Genomic DNA, 15,561 nt, shown 5'->3' on the forward strand with positions numbered 1-15,561 from the left:
GGGTCCGGTGTGTCACCTTCCCCACTGATCGGTGCGTCGAACCCGCCGCACCGTCCGGTTCGGCCCTGCCGGGCCGGGCGGCTCCGCCGCCGGTCACCCGGTGACCCGCGCACGGGGGCACCGCGGAGGGCCTGGAGAGAGCCGAAAACGGGTTGGTCGCGGTCGGTAGCGTCCGGGTATGACGCCGCCGAGTTATCCGCCCAAGCCGAGACCGGGCGACCGGGTCGCGGTCGTCTCGCCCTCCGCCGGGCTGTCGGGGCTCTTCCCGCACGTGCACGAACTGGGGCTGCGCCGGCTCCGGGAGGAGTTCGGGCTGGAACCGGTGGAGTACCCGACGACCCGGGCGCGGGGCGCCGACCCGCGCGACCGGGCCCGCGACCTCACCGCCGCCTTCGCCGACCCGACGATCACCGCCGTGCTTGCCACCGTCGGCGGGGATGACCTGATCACGGTCACCCCGCACCTGGACGACGCCGTGCTGCGGGCGAACCCGAAGCCGTACTTCGGCTACTCGGACAACACCAACGTCCTCAACCACCTGCACAGACTCGGCATCGTGGGGTACCACGGCGGGTCGGTGCTGGTGCACCTCGGCCGGCCCGGCCGGCCGCACCCGCTGACCTTCGACTCGCTGCGGGCCGCCCTGTTCACCGCCGACTGGTACGACCTGAGCCCGGCGGCGGAGTGGGGTGACCAGCCGAACGACTGGCGGGACCCGACCACGCTGGCCGTCGAGCCGGTGATGTTCCCCGGCGAAGGCTGGCGCTGGCGGGGCCCGGCCACGGTGGTCGAGGGGCGTACCTGGGGCGGCAACCTGGAGGTGCTGAACTGGCTGCTGGCCGCCGACCGGGTCGCGGCGAACGGCGACCTCGCCGGGTCGGTGCTGCTGGTGGAGACCTCGCAGGAGTTGCCGTCGGCGACCGAGGTCCACCGGATCCTGCGCAACCTGGGGGAGCGGGGGCTGCTGGCCGGTTTCCCGGCGGTGCTGGTCGGCCGGGCGAAGACCTGGGACTTCGGCCGGTCGCGGACGGCCGACCAGCGCCGGGGGTACGCGGCGGCGCAGCGCGCGGCGGTCGTCCGGGCGTTCGACGAGTACCACCCGGACGCGTTACTGGTCTTCGACGTCGATTTCGGGCACACCGACCCGCAGGTGGTCATTCCGTACGGAGGGTCGGTCCGGGTCGACGCGGTGACCCGGCGGATCAGCGTCCGCTACTGATCCCCGCTGGTGGGTGGGGACTCGTCGGCGGCTGTCCGGTCGATCGCCGCCGGGGAGAGATAGTGTCGACCCGGGTACCCCCCGTCCAGCCGGACGTGGGGTGATCGTCGTGTCATCCGCTGAAAGTGGTCATTACTGTGCTCACCGGCCTGTTCTCCGCCGCCCTGGCCGACCCCGGGCTGGCCCGCGCGCGTGACCTGGCCCGCTCCGGTGCCGCCCAGGTCGACGGTCTGGACCTCACCGCCCCGGCCGCGCTGCGCCCGTTCGCCGTCGCCGCCGTCGCGGCCGACGAGCCGGCCGGGGGCGCCGGCCGGCCGGTGCTGGCGGTGACCGCCACCAGCCGGGAGGCCGACGACCTGGCCTCGGCGCTGGGCAGCCTGCTCCCGGCCGGGCAGGTGGCGGTCTTCCCGTCCTGGGAGACGCTGCCGCACGAGCGGCTGTCGCCCCGCTCCGACACCGTGGGCCGGCGGCTGGCCGTGCTGCGCCGGCTCGCCCACCCGGACGCCGCCGACGCGCACGGCCGGACCGGGCCGCTGCGGGTGGTCGTGGCCCCCGTCCGGTCCCTGCTGCAACCCCAGCTCAGGGGCCTCGGCGAGCTGGAACCGGTGCAGCTCGCCGCCGGTGAGGAGGCCGACCTGGAGCAGGTCGCCCGCCGGCTGACCGACCTGGCGTACGCCCGGGTCGACCTGGTCACCAAGCGCGGCGAGTTCGCCGTGCGCGGCGGCATCCTGGACGTCTTCCCGCCCACCGACGAACACCCGTCCCGGGTCGAGTTCTGGGGCGACGAGGTGGAGGAGATCCGCACCTTCGCCGTCGCCGACCAGCGGACCATCGAGGGCGTACCGCAGCTCTGGGCGCCGCCGTGCCGGGAACTGCTGCTCACCCCGGCCGTCCGGCAGCGGGCCGCCGCGCTGGCCCAGGAGCACCCGGAGCTGGCCGAGATCCTCGACAGGCTGGCCGAGGGCATCCCGGTCGAGGGGATGGAGTCGCTGGTGCCGGCGCTGCTCGGCAGCGGCAGCCTGGAACTGCTGGTGGACACCATGCCGGCCGGCACCCACGTACTGCTCTGCGACCCGGAGCGGATCCGCACCCGGGCGCACGACCTGGTCCGTACCTCGGAGGAGTTCCTCCAGGCGAGCTGGGCCGCGGCCGCCGTCGGCGGCCAGGCCCCGGTCGACCTCGGCGCCGCCGCCTTCAAGACCCTGGCCGAGGTACGCTCCGCCGCCGCGACGCTGCGCCAGCCGTGGTGGACGCTGTCCCCGTTCGGCCTGGTCGAGGCGGACGCCACCCCGACCCGGCAACCCTGGGAGGACGCCCCCGGCGAGGCCGACGTCACCCCCGACGACGCGATCGCGGTCAGCCTGGCCGCGCAGCCGGCCCCGCTCTACCACGGTGAGACCGTCCGGCTGGTCGACGACCTGAAGCGGTGGACCGGCGAGGGCTGGTCGGTCGCGCTGGTCTTCGAGGGGCACGGCCCCGCCCAGCGGGCCGTCGAGGTGCTGCACGACGCCGACCTGGGTGCCCGGTTCATCGAGGAGGTGCCGGCCGCGCCGGTGCCCGGCGAGGTGCTGGTCACCTGCGGCTGCCTGACCGCCGGCTTCGTCGACGAGGCGTCCCGGTTCGTGCTGCTGACCGGCAACGACGTCACCGGCGGCCGGGGCACCTCGACCCGGGACATGCGCCGGATGCCCAGCCGGCGGCGCAACACCATCGACCCGCTGGAGCTCAAGGCCGGCGACTTCGTCGTGCACGAGCAGCACGGCATCGGCCGGTACGTCGAGCTGGTGCAGCGCACCGTCAACGGCGCGTCCCGCGAATACCTGGTCATCGAGTACGCGGCGAGCAAGCGCGGCCAGCCCGCCGACCGGCTCTTCGTCCCCACCGACCAGCTCGACCAGCTCTCCCGGTACGTCGGCGGCGAGCAGCCCACCCTGCACAAGATGGGCGGCTCGGACTGGCAGAAGTCCAAGGCCCGGGCCCGCAAGGCGGTCCGCGAGATCGCCGCGCAGCTCATCCAGCTCTACGCCGCCCGCAAGGCGTCCAAGGGTCACTCGTTCGGCCCGGACACCCCGTGGCAGCGGGAGCTGGAGGACGCCTTCCCCTGGCAGGAGACGCCGGACCAGCTCGCCGCGATCGAAGAGGTCAAGCGGGACATGGAGCAGACCGTCCCGATGGACCGGCTGATCTGCGGCGACGTCGGCTACGGCAAGACCGAGATCGCGGTCCGGGCGGCGTTCAAGGCGGTGCAGGACGGCAAGCAGGTGGCGGTGCTGGTGCCCACCACGCTGCTGGTGCAGCAGCACTACAACACGTTCGCCGAGCGGATGGGCCAGTTCCCGGTGACCATCCGGCAGCTCTCCCGGTTCCAGACGCCGAAGGAGACCGAGCGGACGCTGGAGATGGTGGCCGACGGCACCGTCGACATCGTGATCGGCACCCACCGGCTGCTCCAGACCGCGACCCGGTTCAAGTCCCTCGGCATGGTCGTCATCGACGAGGAGCAGCGGTTCGGGGTCGAGCACAAGGAGCACCTGAAGACCCTGCGCGCCTCGGTCGACGTGCTGAGCATGTCGGCCACCCCGATCCCCCGGACGCTGGAGATGGCGATCACCGGCATCCGGGAGATGTCGACCATCGCCACCCCGCCGGAGGAGCGGCATCCGGTGTTGACCTTCGTCGGGTCGTACGACGACCGGCAGGTGGCCGCCTCCATCCACCGCGAGTTGCTCCGCGACGGGCAGGTCTTCTACCTGCACAACCGGGTCGAGTCGATCGACCGGACGGCGCGCCGGCTGCGGGAGCTGGTGCCCGAGGCCCGGGTCGCGGTGGCGCACGGCCAGATGGGCGAGGACGCCCTGGAGAAGGTGATGGTCGGCTTCTGGGAGAAGGAGTTCGACGTCCTGGTCTGCACCACCATCGTGGAGTCCGGCATCGACATCCCGAACGCCAACACCCTGATCGTGGAGCGGGCCGACCTGCTCGGCCTGGCCCAGCTCCACCAGATCCGGGGCCGGGTCGGCCGGGGCCGGGAGCGGGCGTACGCGTACTTCCTCTACCCGCCGGAGAAGCCGCTCACCGAGCACGCGCACGAGCGGCTGGCCACCATCGCCCAGCACACCGAGCTGGGGGCCGGCATGTACGTGGCGATGAAGGACCTGGAGATCCGGGGCGCGGGCAACCTGCTCGGCGGCGAGCAGTCCGGCCACATCGAGGGGGTCGGTTTCGACCTGTATGTCCGGATGGTCGGTGAGGCGGTGTCGGCCTTCAAGGGCGAGCACCCCGAGGAGGAGACCGACGTCAAGATCGACCTCCCGGTGGACGCGCACCTGCCGCACGACTACGTCGGCGTGGAGCGGCTGCGCCTGGAGATGTACCGCAAGCTCGCCGAGGCCCGCGACGACGAACGGCTGCGCGAGGTGGTCGCCGAGATGACCGACCGGTACGGCGAGCCGCCCGCCCCGGTGCAGAACCTGGTCGCGGTGGCCCGGTTCCGGCTGCTGGCCCGCCGGTACGGCCTGGCCGACGTCTCGATGCAGGGCAAGCACCTGCGGTTCGGGCCGCTGCCGCTGCCCGACTCCAAGCAGTTGCGGCTCAAGCGCTACCACCCGGACTCGGTCTACAAGCAGGCCACCGACCAGGTCAGCGTGCCCCGGCCGAGCACCCGCCGGGTGGGCGGCGAGCCGCTGCGCGACCAGGCCCTGCTGGAGTGGTGCGCGCAGCTCCTGAAGGACGTCCTCGGCGAGCCCGCCCCCCTGGCCGGGGCGCGGACGTGACCGCATTCCGCGTGCCCTGGGCGTGGCCGTTCTCCGCGCGGTCGGGGTGCGGGCGTGACCGCTCCTCGCGTGGTCGGGGTGCGGGCGTGGCCGCTTCCCGCCCCCACCAGGGCGATCGTGAGGTTGTCGGGCTGTGGTGCCTGCCGTCGGCCAACCCGGACGCCTCGCGGCGCCCACTGCGCCGTCCCACTGCGCCGTCCCACTGCGCCGGCCGGCCGGCCCCGCCGCGACGCCCCGCCGCGGCGGGGCGCGCCCGTGCGCCCGGCACCGGACCGGGCGCGCGCCGGCCGGAGGCCGGTGGGGGGCGTCACCCGGGCTGGCGGGGCATGAGAGAGTGACCGGCATGCGTGCACGCCGTCTCATCGCCGCCGCCAGCGTCGCGGCACTCGGTGTCCTCTCCCTCGCCGCCTGCGGCAAGGCCTCGCCGGACGTGGCCGTATACATCGGCGACAGTCGCTACTCCGTCGCCCGGGTGGACGCCGTCTACGCTGACGCGCAGGCGAAGTACGCGGACGCGGTACGCCAGGGCGCGGCGCAGGCCGGCACGACCCCCACCGCCGAGCAGCTCCGCTCGGGGGTGACCCGGCAGGACGTGGTGAACCTGCTGGTCAGCATCGACCTCGGGAAGCGGATCGTGGCCGAGAAGGGCCTCCAGGTCCCCGACCAGATCACCCCGGAACAGCTCGCCCAGCAGCTCCAGATGCCGCCGCAGGCCGAGTTCGCCAAGCTCTGGGGTGAGTGGGCGGACCTGTTCGCCGTGCTCAGCCAGCAGTTGCCGCCGGCCGACCTGAGCGACGAGTCGGTGATGGCCGTCTACCACGCGATCGAGAAGACCGGCGGCATCCAGTCCGGTCTGTCGGTGGCCGAGGTGCGGCAGCTCTTCGGCGACGGCGGTTTCGTCCGCAGCGCGTCGGCGCTCAGCGCCGCGCTGGAGGCGCAGGCCGACAAGAGCGACGTCGAGGTCAACCCCCGGTACCGGCCGCTGGGCGTCCCGGCCTGGGTGAACAAGGGCCAGGAGCTGGTCTTCTACGCCCTGCCGTACATCGACGCCAGTGGCCCGGTGACGGACGTGTCGACCCCCGAGCCGGTCAGCACCCCCACCGGGCAGGAAGCGCCGGTGGCCCCCTGAGCCCGTACGCCCGGATCGTCCTGCTGGTCACCTCGCCCCGGCTGCCGGCCGGTCTGCTGACCGCCGCCGCCTGGGACGTGCTCCGCTCCGCGCCGGTGCTGACCGGCGCGGAGAGCGCCCAGGTCACGGCCGTACGCGCGGCGGGGGCCGAGGTCACCGTCGTCTCCGGCGGTGCCACCCAGGCGTTGCTGGACGCGGTGGCGGCACACGGTACGGCGGTCTGGCTGGCCGGACCGGCCGGTGACGAGGCGCTGGCCCGGGAGCTGGGCCTGCGGCTGGCCCGGGAGCCGGGGCTGGCCGAGCTGGAGCTGATGTACGGCTCGTGGGACCCGCCGGGCGCCCGGCTGCTCGACGCGGTCGAGGTGATGGACCGGCTCGCCTCCCCGGGTGGCGACCCCTGGAAGCGGGCGCAGACCCACCGGAGCCTCGCCGGTTTCCTGCTGGAGGAGTGCTACGAGGCGTACGACGCGATCAGCGCCGACGACACCGACGCGCTCCGCGAGGAGTTGGGCGACGTGCTGCTCCAGGTGCTGCTGCACGCCCGGCTCGCCGAGGATCTGCCCGAGGGCGAGCGGTGGAACGTCGACGACCTGGCCGGCGTCCTGGTCGACAAGATGGTCCGCCGCAACCCGCACGTCTTCGCCGGTGCCGAGGTGGGCACGCTGGCGGAGATCGAGGCGAGCTGGGAACGGATCAAGCGGGCCGAGAAGGCCCGTGACTCGGTGCTCGACGGCATCGCGCTGAGCCAGCCGGCGCTCGCCCTGGCCGCGAAGATCCTGGACCGGGCGGGCCGGATCGGCCTGACGGTTCCGCTCCCGCCCGTCGACACCCAGCCCGACCCCGAGTCACGTCTCGGCGCCGCCCTGCTCACCACAGTGGCCGAAGCCCGCCAGGCCGGCCTCGACCCCGAAGCCGCCCTCCGCCGCGCCACCCTCGCCCACGCCACCACCATCCGCACCGCCGAACCCCAAACCCCCACCCCCTGACCCAAACCCCGCCCCCACCCGGCCCCGCCCCGCCCCCACCCGCCCCCACCCGCCCCGCCCCGCCCCCACCCGGCCCCGCCCCGCCCCCACCCGCCCCCACCCGCCCCGCCCCGCCCCCACCCGGCCCCGCCCTGCCCCCACCCGCCCCGGCCCCACCCGCCATGGCCCTGGCCCTGGCGAGGTGATCAAGAGGTTTACGTCAGGGCCGCCGACCTTCCTTGACGCAAACTTCTTGATCACCGGGCCGAGCCGGGCCGAGCCCGGGCCGAGCCGGGCTCGACCGGACTGGGCTGGGACCAGGCCAGAGTCAGAATCAGGGCCAAGGCCAGGGCCAAGGCCAGGGCCAAGGCCAGGGCCAAGGCCAGGGCCAAGGCCAGGGCCAAGGCCAGGGCCAAGGCCAAGGCCAAGGCCAAGGCCAAGGCCAAGGCCAAGGCCAGGACCAAGGAGGGGGTGGGGGTCGGGGTGGGGTCGGGTGGGGCGGGGAGTCGGTAGGGTCGGCGCATGTCATCCTTCGTGCCTCTCGCCGAGCGGATCGTCGACGCCCTGTTGGAGAGCCGTCCCGGCCTCGCCACGTCCACCGGCGACCACCGGTACGACGACCGCCTGCCCGACCTCACGACCGACGCGGTCGGCGCGGACCAGGCGATGCTGAGGGAGGCCGCCGATGCCCTCGCCGAGCTGGACTCGGACTCCCTCGACGTCGAGGAGCAGGTCGACCACGCGCTGCTGAGCGCCCTGGTCGACCGGGAGCTGTTCGAGCTGAGTGAGATCCGCGCCCACGAGTGGGATCCGCTGCGGCACAATCCCGGCCCGCTGCTGCACGCGGTGCTTGCCCGCCCGTACGCCCCGGTCGAGGAGCGGCTGGCCCATCTCGCCGGCCGGCTGGCGGCCGTACCGGATGCGCTGGCGACCGCGCGGGCGGTGCTGCGTGACATGCCCCGGATCCACGCCGAGACGGCGGTCGGGCAGTTCACCGGCACCGCCGCGCTGATCCGCGACGAGGTGCCGGCGCTGCTCGCCCAGGCACCGGGGCTGTACGGCACGGTCGAGCCGGCGGCGACGGCGGCGATCGCCGCGTTGGACGAGTTCGTCGGCTGGCTGGGTACCGGGCTGGCCGCCGACGCCGGGCCGGGGCGCGACCCTCGGCTGGGCCGCCGCCGCTGGGAGGCCCGGCTCTGGCACACCCTCGACACCGAGTTGAGCGCCGCCGAGGTGCAGCGTCGCGCCTGGGCCAACCTGGACCGGATCACCGCCGAGATCCGCGAGGCGGCCGTCGAGCTGGTCGGCGGTCCGGCCGACGACGAGACGGTACGCCGGGCGCTGGACCTGCTCGCCGCCGAGCACCCCGACGACCATTCCATCGTGGACCTGGCCTCGGTCACCCTGGACGAGGCCAGCGACTTCGTCCGCGCCCACGATCTGGTCAGCCTGGTCGACGACCCGTGCGTGATCCAGGAGATGCCGGAGTTCGCCCGGGGCGTGGCGGTGGCGTACTGCGACTCACCCGGCCCGTTGGAGTCGGCGGACCTGCCCACCTTCTACTGCATCGCGCCCACCCCGGCCGACTGGCCGGCGCACCGGGTCGAGTCGTTCTACCGCGAGTACAACGATCACATGATCCGCAACCTGACGGTGCACGAGGCGATGCCGGGGCACTTCCTCCAGCTCGCCCACGCCCGCCGGTACGCCGGCCCCACCCGGGTCCGCGCGCTGACCGAGTCGGGGGTGTTCATCGAGGGCTGGGCGGTCTACACCGAGGAGCTGATGGCCGGTCTCGGCTTCGGCGGCCTGCCGGTGCGGTTGCAGCAGCTCAAGATGCAGCTCCGGATGACCATCAACGCCCTGCTCGACCAGCTCGTGCACGGCGAGGAGCTGCCCGAGTCGGAGGCGATGGCGCTGATGACCGGGCGTGGCTTCCAGGAGGAGGGTGAGGCGGCCGGCAAGTGGCGACGGGCGTTGCTCACCTCCACGCAGCTCTCCACGTACTTCGTCGGCTACAGCGAGCTGGCCGACATCGCCGGATCCCGGCCGGCCGGGGTGTCGGTGCGGGACTGGCACGACGCGATGCTCGCCCACGACTGCCCGCCACCGCGTCACCTGCGTACCCTGCTCGGCCTCTGAGTCAGGTCAGGCCCGGGTGCGGGCGGCGACGGCGTCGACCAGCCAGCGGGAGATCGAGTACGCCGGGGGCAGCGCCGCCGGCAGCGCGTCCAGCGGGAACCAGCGCGCCTGCACCAGCTCCTGCCCGTCCACCACGGGCTCGGCGGCGGGGTCGGCGACGGTGGCGGTGAACCCGGCGAGCAGCACCCCCGGCCCGGACAGCGCCCAGGGCTGGCTGCCGAAGTACTCGACCGTGCCCAGGGCGAGCCCGACCTCCTCGCCGACCTCCCGGTGGGCCGCCGCCTCCAGCGACTCGCCCGCCTCGACGAAGCCGGCGACCAGCGCCCACAGCTCGGTCGGGCCGTACGCGTGCCGGACCAGCAGCAGCTCGTCGGGGCCGCCGGCCGGTCCGGGGCGGGTGATCGCGGTGAGCACCGCCGGGGAGAGTCGCAGCGGCACGTACAGGTCGCATCCGGGGCAGCGCCGGGCCGTCTCGCCCGGCACGTCGGCCAGCGCCGTCCGGCAGGCTCCGCACCACCGGTGGGTACGCCGCCAGACGACCACCGCCAGCGCCCGCCCGGCGAGCTCGGCGAGCGGTTCGGGCAGCTCGGCGGCGAGCGCCCGCCAGCTCAGCCACTGCCCGGGTAGCCGTTCGGCCCCGGCCGGTTCGCCCGCCCACGCCGGTACGCCGTTCAGCGTGCCGACCGGCACCCAGCCGGCCTGCGGGGGCAGCTCACCGATCCGGGGCAGCCCGCCGTCCGGGGTGGTGAGGAGCCGGCGTCCGGCCACCGCCAGGGCCAGGTCGTCCGGCGCGGGCGGGACGGTCGCGGCCGAGCCGGGCAGGAACCCGGTGCCGATCCGGCCGGGCGGCGGGGCCACCGCGCCGGGACCGCCGACGTCTGTGCGGGCGGCGCGTCCGGGCGGTGGCGTGGTCACGCCGTCGCCGCTCGGCGGTCCGTCACCTCGGCGCCGGCCGGCAGGTCGAACGCCGTCGACGCCACGGTGTCGGTGTACCGGCTCAGGGTCACCTCGGCCGGCCGGTCGTCGAGGGTGCCGGTGAAGCTGCCGAGCACGCCCCCGCTGGTGACGCAGGCGGTGAAGTCCCCGGCGGAGCGCCGGACGTCGACGCAGGTGGCATGCTGCCCGGCGATCGTGGTGTCGGTCTGCCTCACCTGGGCCTGCGGGTCCAGGGCGGCCTCGGTGAGCACCCGGATCACCGCCGGCGGGGTGACCAGGCCGAGCTTGCGTGCCTCGGTGAAGAGCGGGACCGAGGCCTTGCCCGACATGAGCACCGGTGGGTGCATCGTGCAGGTGGTCCGCCCGGCGTCGGTCGCGCACCGGGTGATCGCCTGCTCGGAGACGGTGATCTTGCCGTCCGCCCAGGCGTACGCCGACTGGGCCGGCTGCTTCTGCTGGGCGATGCTGCTGGTCCGGCCGCCGGGGAGCTGGTACTCGGCGGTCCAGGTCTCGACCAGTGAGCCGTCCAGCCGGGCGGCGAGGTCGTTGACCAGATCGGCCCGGCCGAGGGCGCGTCCGGCGTCGTCCAGGGTCTGACAGCCGGTGACGGTGAGCGACGCGATGACCGACACGGCGAGCACGCGGAGGGTGGTCGAGACGGCGGGCATGGCGACCAGCGTGGTCGATCGGGTCCACCGGGCGCAAACCGGTTGCCGGTTGAGGGGTGAGAATCCGGGAATGTCCGTCTCGTCGCACCGATTAGGGGTGCTCTCCGTGTGCCCGGACGCGGTGTGCCCGGACGCCGCCCGATACGCTGCGTTCAACACCTGCCCCAGCCGCACCGTCGCGGCCCATACCGGATTCGCACACACGAACGAGGAGCGACATCAGTGGCAACCATCGAGGGAATCGTCGCCCGGGAGATTCTCGACTCGCGGGGCAACCCGACGGTCGAGGTCGAGGTAGGGCTCGACGACGGCACGATCGCCCGCGCCGCGGTGCCCTCCGGCGCCTCCACCGGCGCCTTCGAGGCGATCGAGCTGCGCGACGGTGACTCCGACCGCTACCAGGGCAAGGGCGTCGAGAACGCGGTCGCCAACATCGAGGACAAGATCGTCGACCAGCTCATCGGGTACGAGGCCAGCGAGCAGCGGCTGATCGACCAGAAGATGCTCGACCTCGACGGCACGGACAACAAGGCCGAGCTGGGCGCGAACGCCATCCTCGGCGTCTCGCTGGCGGTGGCCAAGGCGGCGGCCGGCAGCGCCGAGCTGAGCCTGTTCCGCTACCTGGGCGGCCCGAACGCCCACCTGCTGCCGGTGCCGATGATGAACATCCTCAACGGTGGGGCGCACGCCGACTCGAACGTCGACGTCCAGGAGTTCATGGTCGCCCCGATCGGGGCGCCGAGCTTCCGGGAGGCGCTGCGCTCCGGTGCCGAGGTCTACCACGCGCTGAAGTCGGTGCTGAAGAAGAAGGGCCTCTCCACCGGTCTGGGGGACGAGGGCGGCTTCGCGCCCGACCTGCCCAGCAACGCCGCCGCGCTGGACCTGATCGCCGAGGCGGTCGAGAAGGCCGGCTACCGGCTGGGCACCGACATCGTGTTCGCCCTCGACGTGGCCGCCACCGAGTTCTTCGACAACGGCACCTACACCTTCGAGAGCAGCCCGAAGAGCGCCGAGGAGATGAGCAACTACTACACCAAGCTCATCGGCGACTACCCGATCGTCTCCATCGAGGACCCGCTGGCCGAGGACGACTGGAGCGGCTGGGCCACCCTCACCGCCGCCGTCGGCGACCGGATCCAGATCGTCGGCGACGACCTGTTCGTGACCAACCCGCAGCGGATCGCCAGGGGCATCACCGAGAGGTCCGCCAACGCCGTCCTGGTCAAGGTCAACCAGATCGGTTCGCTGACCGAGACCCTGGACGCCGTGGACCTGGCCCACCGGGCCGGCTTCAAGTGCATGATGAGCCACCGGTCCGGCGAGACCGAGGACACCACCATCGCCGACCTGGCGGTCGCCACCGGCTGCGGCCAGATCAAGACCGGTGCCCCGGCCCGGTCCGACCGGGTGGCCAAGTACAACCAGCTCCTGCGGATCGAGGAGGAGCTGGCCGACGCGGCGCGGTACGCCGGCGTCGGAGCGTTCCCGCGTTACCGTTCGGCCTGACCGACCGGAGCCTCGGGGAGGGGTGTGACGATGCAGCAGCGCCGCACACCGGGTGGCCAGCGTCCCGCCCGTCGACCGACCGGTCGGCCGGGCGGGGCCCGGGGTGCCCGGACGTCGGTCCGCGACGGCGGGGTCCGTGCCGAGACACGGGCCACCACGGCCCGGTCGCGGGCCGCCGACGGCGTACGGTCGGCGAACCGCCCGGCGGCGGCCCGCCGGACGGCGGCCGGCGGCACCATCCGGCGACTGACCGCACCCCACCCCCGACGGTTCACCGGGCGGGCCACCGTGCTCTTCGCGGTGCTGCTCGCCCTCGCCCTGGCGTACACCTATCCGGTCCGGGTCTACCTGGACCAGCAGGTCGACATCGAGCGGATGGAGGCCAGCCAGGCCGCCCAGCGGGAGGAGATCGCCAACCTCTCCGCCGAGGCGGCGAAGTGGCGGGATCAGGAATACATCAAGATCAAGGCGCGGGAACGGTTCTACATGGTGACGCCGGGCGAGACGCCGGTGATCGTGCTGCACGACGAGGCCGGCGCGGCCCGGGACGCCAACGGCGGCCGGCCGCCGGCCCCGCCGAAACGCCCCGCCCCCTGGTACGACACCCTGTGGTCGAGCGTCCGGGCGGCGAACGGCGACACCCCGGACAAGTGAGCAGCACCCGCGTACCGAACGAGAGATGGGCACCGTGACTGTCGTACCACCGCAGGACCCGGCGGCGGGCTCCGTACCCCTGCCGGAGCGCCAGCCGGCCACCGAGGCCGACCTGGCCGCGGTGGCCGCGCAGCTCGGACGCCCGCCCCGGGGCACCCGGGCGGTGGCCCACCGCTGCCCGTGCGGCCTGCCCGACGTGGTGGAGACGACGCCCCGGCTGGCCGACGGCACCCCCTTCCCGACGTTGTTCTACCTGACCTGCCCCCGGGCCACCGCCGCGTGCAGCCGGCTGGAGTCGGCCGGGTTGATGAAGGAGATGGCCGAGCGGCTGGCCGAAGACCCGGAGCTGGCCGACCGGTACCGGGCCGCGCACGAGGACTACCTGGCCCGCCGGGACGCGATCGGCCAGGTGCCGGAGATCGCCGGCATCTCCGCCGGTGGGATGCCCGGCCGGGTGAAGTGCCTGCACGTGCACCTGGGGCACGCGCTCGGTGCCGGGCCGGGGGTGAACCCGTTCGGCGACGAGACCCTCGCCCTGGTGGAGAAGTGGTGGGCCGCCGGGCCGTGCGTGGACCTGCCGGCGGCGGAGTGAGATGACCGGCGCCGACGAGATCGTGGTCCGCCGGGCCCGCACCGGTGACGTGCGCGGGATCCGGCGGCTGGTCGACACCTACACCGACGACCGGCGGCTGCTCAGCAAGGCCACCGTCACCCTCTACGAGGACGTCCAGGAGTTCCGGGTCGCGGTCACCGGCGACGGCACGGTGGTCGGCTGCGGCGCGCTGCACGTGATGTGGGAGGACCTGGCCGAGATCCGCACCGTCGCGGTCGACCCGGCCTGCCGGGGCCGCAAGCTCGGCCACCGGATCGTCGGCGATCTCATCGACGCCGCCCGGGAGCTGGGCGTCGCCCGGATCTTCGTGCTCACCTTCGAGACGGCGTTCTTCGGGGCGTTCGGGTTCACCGAGATCGACGGCGCGCCGGTGCCGCAACCCGTCTACGAGCAGCTACTGCGCTCCTACGACGAGGGTGTCGCCGAGTTCCTCGACCTGGAGCGGGTCAAGCCGAACACGCTGGGCAACACCCGGATGCTGCTGCGGCTGTAGCGCGGTCCGCAGTGGACGGAGCCGGTCGCCCTTGACCCGCCCCGCCACCCTGGGCCGGTGACGATCGTGCGCCGGGTGGGCGTGGTGCTCGCCGCCCTGGTCAGTCTCCTCGCCCTCGTCGGGGTGGTCCGCCTCGTCGCCCCGGCCACCGGTGGCGGGTCCGGCGACCCGCCCGGGGTGGACCGGCAGCTCACCTTCCTCCGTACCGCGCTCGACGACGGGGCCGGCGAGGACGCCCAGACGATGTTCCCGGAGGGCTGGTTCTTCGCCCACGCGCTCTACGGTCTGGCCCGGGTGGAGACCGGCCTGCGGCAGCCGCCCGAGCGGCGGGGTGAGGCGCTGCGGGAGGCCCGCTGGGCGCTGGCCCGACTGGAGTCGCCGGCCGGAACGGCCCCGTTCAGCGTCGACCTGACCCCGGCGTACGGGGTCTTCCATGCCGGCTGGACGAACTGGCTGCGCGGCGGGGTGCTCGCCCTGCAACCCGCGGAGCGCCGCGATCCGACCGAGGTACGCCGCTTCGCCGCCGGCTCCGCCATCCTCGCCGCCGCGTTCGACGCCTCGGCCTCGCCCTACCTCGCCGCGTACCCGGGGCAGGCGTGGCCGGTCGACTCCACGGTCGCGGTGGCCTCGCTGCGGCTGCACGACCACCTGCTGGTGCCGCGCTTCGACCGGACGGCCCGCCGCTGGCTGGACGGGGTACGGCAGCGGCTGGACCCGCGCACCGGGCTGCTGCCGCACCGGGTGGACCCGGTCACCGGCCGCCCGGCCGAGGTGGCCCGGGGCACCTCGCAGAGTGTCATCCAGCGGTTCCTGCCGGAGATCGACCCGACCTTCGCCCGCGACCAGTACCTCCGCTTCCGCGACGAGTACGTGGTGTCGCCGCTGGGGCTCGGCCCGGCCGTCCGCGAGTATCCGCGCGGCCTGGACGGCCCGGCGGACGTCGACTCGGGGCCGCTACCGCTGGGGGTGAGCCTCTCCGCCACGGTGGTGACCCTCGGCGCGGCCCAGGTGCAGGGCGACGACGGGCTGGCCGGGGCGCTGGCCAACTACGGCGAGCTGGTCGGGGTGCCGCTGGACACCCCGCACACCCGGCGGTACGCCTTCGGCCTGCTCCCGGTCGGCGACGCCTTCCTGGCCTGGGCGAAGACCGCCCGCCCGTGGGTGTCCGCGCCACCGGGCCGGCCACCGGCGACGGTGTCACCCTGGTGGCGGCTGCCGCTGCTGTCCCTGCTGGTGTTGGCCGGAGCGCTGCCCTGGCTGCCGTGGGCCCTCCGCCGCCGGTTCCGGCGACGGCGGTCGCCGTCGGCCCCGGCCGGCGCGGTCGGCACCGGCGTTTCGTCGCCGCGCCCACCGGGGCGGTCGGCCGCCGCGCCGGTCCACCGGGGTGTCGCCCCGGTGCCACGGTCGGGCCGACCGCCCGGTTCGGCCCCGACGGCTGCCGTAGGGTTGCTGCCGTGACGACG

General features: G+C 74.1%; 12 protein-coding genes. 10 read left to right on the forward strand and 2 right to left on the reverse strand.

The genetic code is table 11. The annotated features are described in order from the left end of the window. Nucleotides 1-178 precede the first annotated feature (178 nt). From ACIQG9_RS03760 to ACIQG9_RS03780, 5 genes are all read left to right on the forward strand, one after another. Nucleotides 179-1,219, forward strand: coding sequence for a S66 peptidase family protein (locus ACIQG9_RS03760; RefSeq protein ID WP_400398126.1), 1,041 nt, complete (start codon nt 179-181; stop codon nt 1,217-1,219). Between the two features lie 137 nt (nt 1,220-1,356). After that, the gene (gene mfd / locus ACIQG9_RS03765; RefSeq protein WP_400398783.1) at nt 1,357-4,992 is read left to right on the forward strand and encodes a transcription-repair coupling factor; all 3,636 of its coding nucleotides are present in this window, start codon (nt 1,357-1,359) and stop codon (nt 4,990-4,992) included. Nucleotides 4,993-5,335: 343 nt separating this feature from the next. Continuing rightward, entirely contained in the window at nt 5,336-6,121 is a 786-nt protein-coding gene (locus ACIQG9_RS03770) for a hypothetical protein (protein ID WP_400398128.1), read from the forward strand. After that, nucleotides 6,118-7,107, forward strand: coding sequence for a nucleoside triphosphate pyrophosphohydrolase (locus ACIQG9_RS03775; protein WP_400398784.1), 990 nt, complete (start codon nt 6,118-6,120; stop codon nt 7,105-7,107). Before ACIQG9_RS03770 ends, ACIQG9_RS03775 begins: the two co-directional genes overlap by 4 nt. A 501-nt stretch (nt 7,108-7,608) precedes the next feature. After that, the gene (locus ACIQG9_RS03780) at nt 7,609-9,228 is read left to right on the forward strand and encodes a DUF885 domain-containing protein (protein ID WP_400398130.1); all 1,620 of its coding nucleotides are present in this window, start codon (nt 7,609-7,611) and stop codon (nt 9,226-9,228) included. Nucleotides 9,229-9,234: 6 nt separating this feature from the next. Here the strand turns inward: ACIQG9_RS03780 and ACIQG9_RS03785 are convergent, their stop codons facing one another. Both ACIQG9_RS03785 and ACIQG9_RS03790 read right to left on the reverse strand, forming a co-directional pair. Then, the gene (locus ACIQG9_RS03785; RefSeq protein ID WP_400398131.1) at nt 9,235-10,143 is read right to left on the reverse strand and encodes an NAD(+) diphosphatase; all 909 of its coding nucleotides are present in this window, start codon (nt 10,141-10,143) and stop codon (nt 9,235-9,237) included. Beyond that, nucleotides 10,140-10,832 (reverse strand): hypothetical protein, encoded by a 693-nt coding sequence (locus ACIQG9_RS03790; protein WP_400398133.1) that lies wholly within the window; start codon nt 10,830-10,832, stop codon nt 10,140-10,142. The genes ACIQG9_RS03785 and ACIQG9_RS03790 overlap by 4 nt, the downstream gene beginning before the upstream one ends. 222 nt (nt 10,833-11,054) lie before the next feature. On the opposite strand from ACIQG9_RS03790, the gene eno reads away from it, so the two are divergent. Genes eno through ACIQG9_RS03815 form a run of 5 tightly spaced genes read left to right on the forward strand, consistent with a single transcriptional unit; the run spans nt 11,055 to nt 15,556 of the window. Next, nucleotides 11,055-12,338, forward strand: coding sequence for a phosphopyruvate hydratase (eno, locus tag ACIQG9_RS03795; RefSeq protein ID WP_400398134.1), 1,284 nt, complete (start codon nt 11,055-11,057; stop codon nt 12,336-12,338). 30 nt (nt 12,339-12,368) lie between these two features. After that, nucleotides 12,369-12,992, forward strand: a complete 624-nt coding sequence (locus ACIQG9_RS03800) for a septum formation initiator family protein (RefSeq protein ID WP_400398136.1) — start codon at nt 12,369-12,371, stop codon at nt 12,990-12,992. Nucleotides 12,993-13,026: 34 nt separating this feature from the next. Next, nucleotides 13,027-13,584 carry a DUF501 domain-containing protein gene (locus ACIQG9_RS03805; RefSeq protein ID WP_400398785.1) on the forward strand — a complete coding sequence of 186 codons (558 nt, stop codon included), beginning with the start codon at nt 13,027-13,029 and terminating at the stop codon, nt 13,582-13,584. Between the two features lies 1 nt (nt 13,585). Then, nucleotides 13,586-14,098 (forward strand): amino-acid N-acetyltransferase, encoded by a 513-nt coding sequence (locus ACIQG9_RS03810; RefSeq protein WP_400398138.1) that lies wholly within the window; start codon nt 13,586-13,588, stop codon nt 14,096-14,098. Between the two features lie 57 nt (nt 14,099-14,155). Continuing rightward, nucleotides 14,156-15,556, forward strand: coding sequence for a hypothetical protein (locus tag ACIQG9_RS03815; RefSeq protein ID WP_400398139.1), 1,401 nt, complete (start codon nt 14,156-14,158; stop codon nt 15,554-15,556). Nucleotides 15,557-15,561 lie beyond the last annotated feature (5 nt).

The sequence above is a fragment of the Micromonospora sp. NPDC092111 genome, assembly GCF_044755745.1.
Taxonomy (GTDB): Bacteria; Actinomycetota; Actinomycetes; order Mycobacteriales; family Micromonosporaceae; genus Micromonospora.

Excerpts from the sequence above, each read along its gene's own strand:
- ACIQG9_RS03790 (WP_400398133.1), bottom strand. The coding sequence starts at position 10,832 with ATGCCCGCCGTCTCGACCACCCTCCGCGTGCTCGCCGTGTCGGTCATC.
- ACIQG9_RS03780 (WP_400398130.1), top strand. The coding sequence starts at position 7,609 with ATGTCATCCTTCGTGCCTCTCGCCGAGCGGATCGTCGACGCCCTGTTG.
- ACIQG9_RS03800 (WP_400398136.1), top strand. The coding sequence starts at position 12,369 with ATGCAGCAGCGCCGCACACCGGGTGGCCAGCGTCCCGCCCGTCGACCG.
- ACIQG9_RS03760 (WP_400398126.1), top strand. The coding sequence starts at position 179 with ATGACGCCGCCGAGTTATCCGCCCAAGCCGAGACCGGGCGACCGGGTC.
- ACIQG9_RS03810 (WP_400398138.1), top strand. The coding sequence starts at position 13,586 with ATGACCGGCGCCGACGAGATCGTGGTCCGCCGGGCCCGCACCGGTGAC.
- ACIQG9_RS03770 (WP_400398128.1), top strand. The coding sequence starts at position 5,336 with ATGCGTGCACGCCGTCTCATCGCCGCCGCCAGCGTCGCGGCACTCGGT.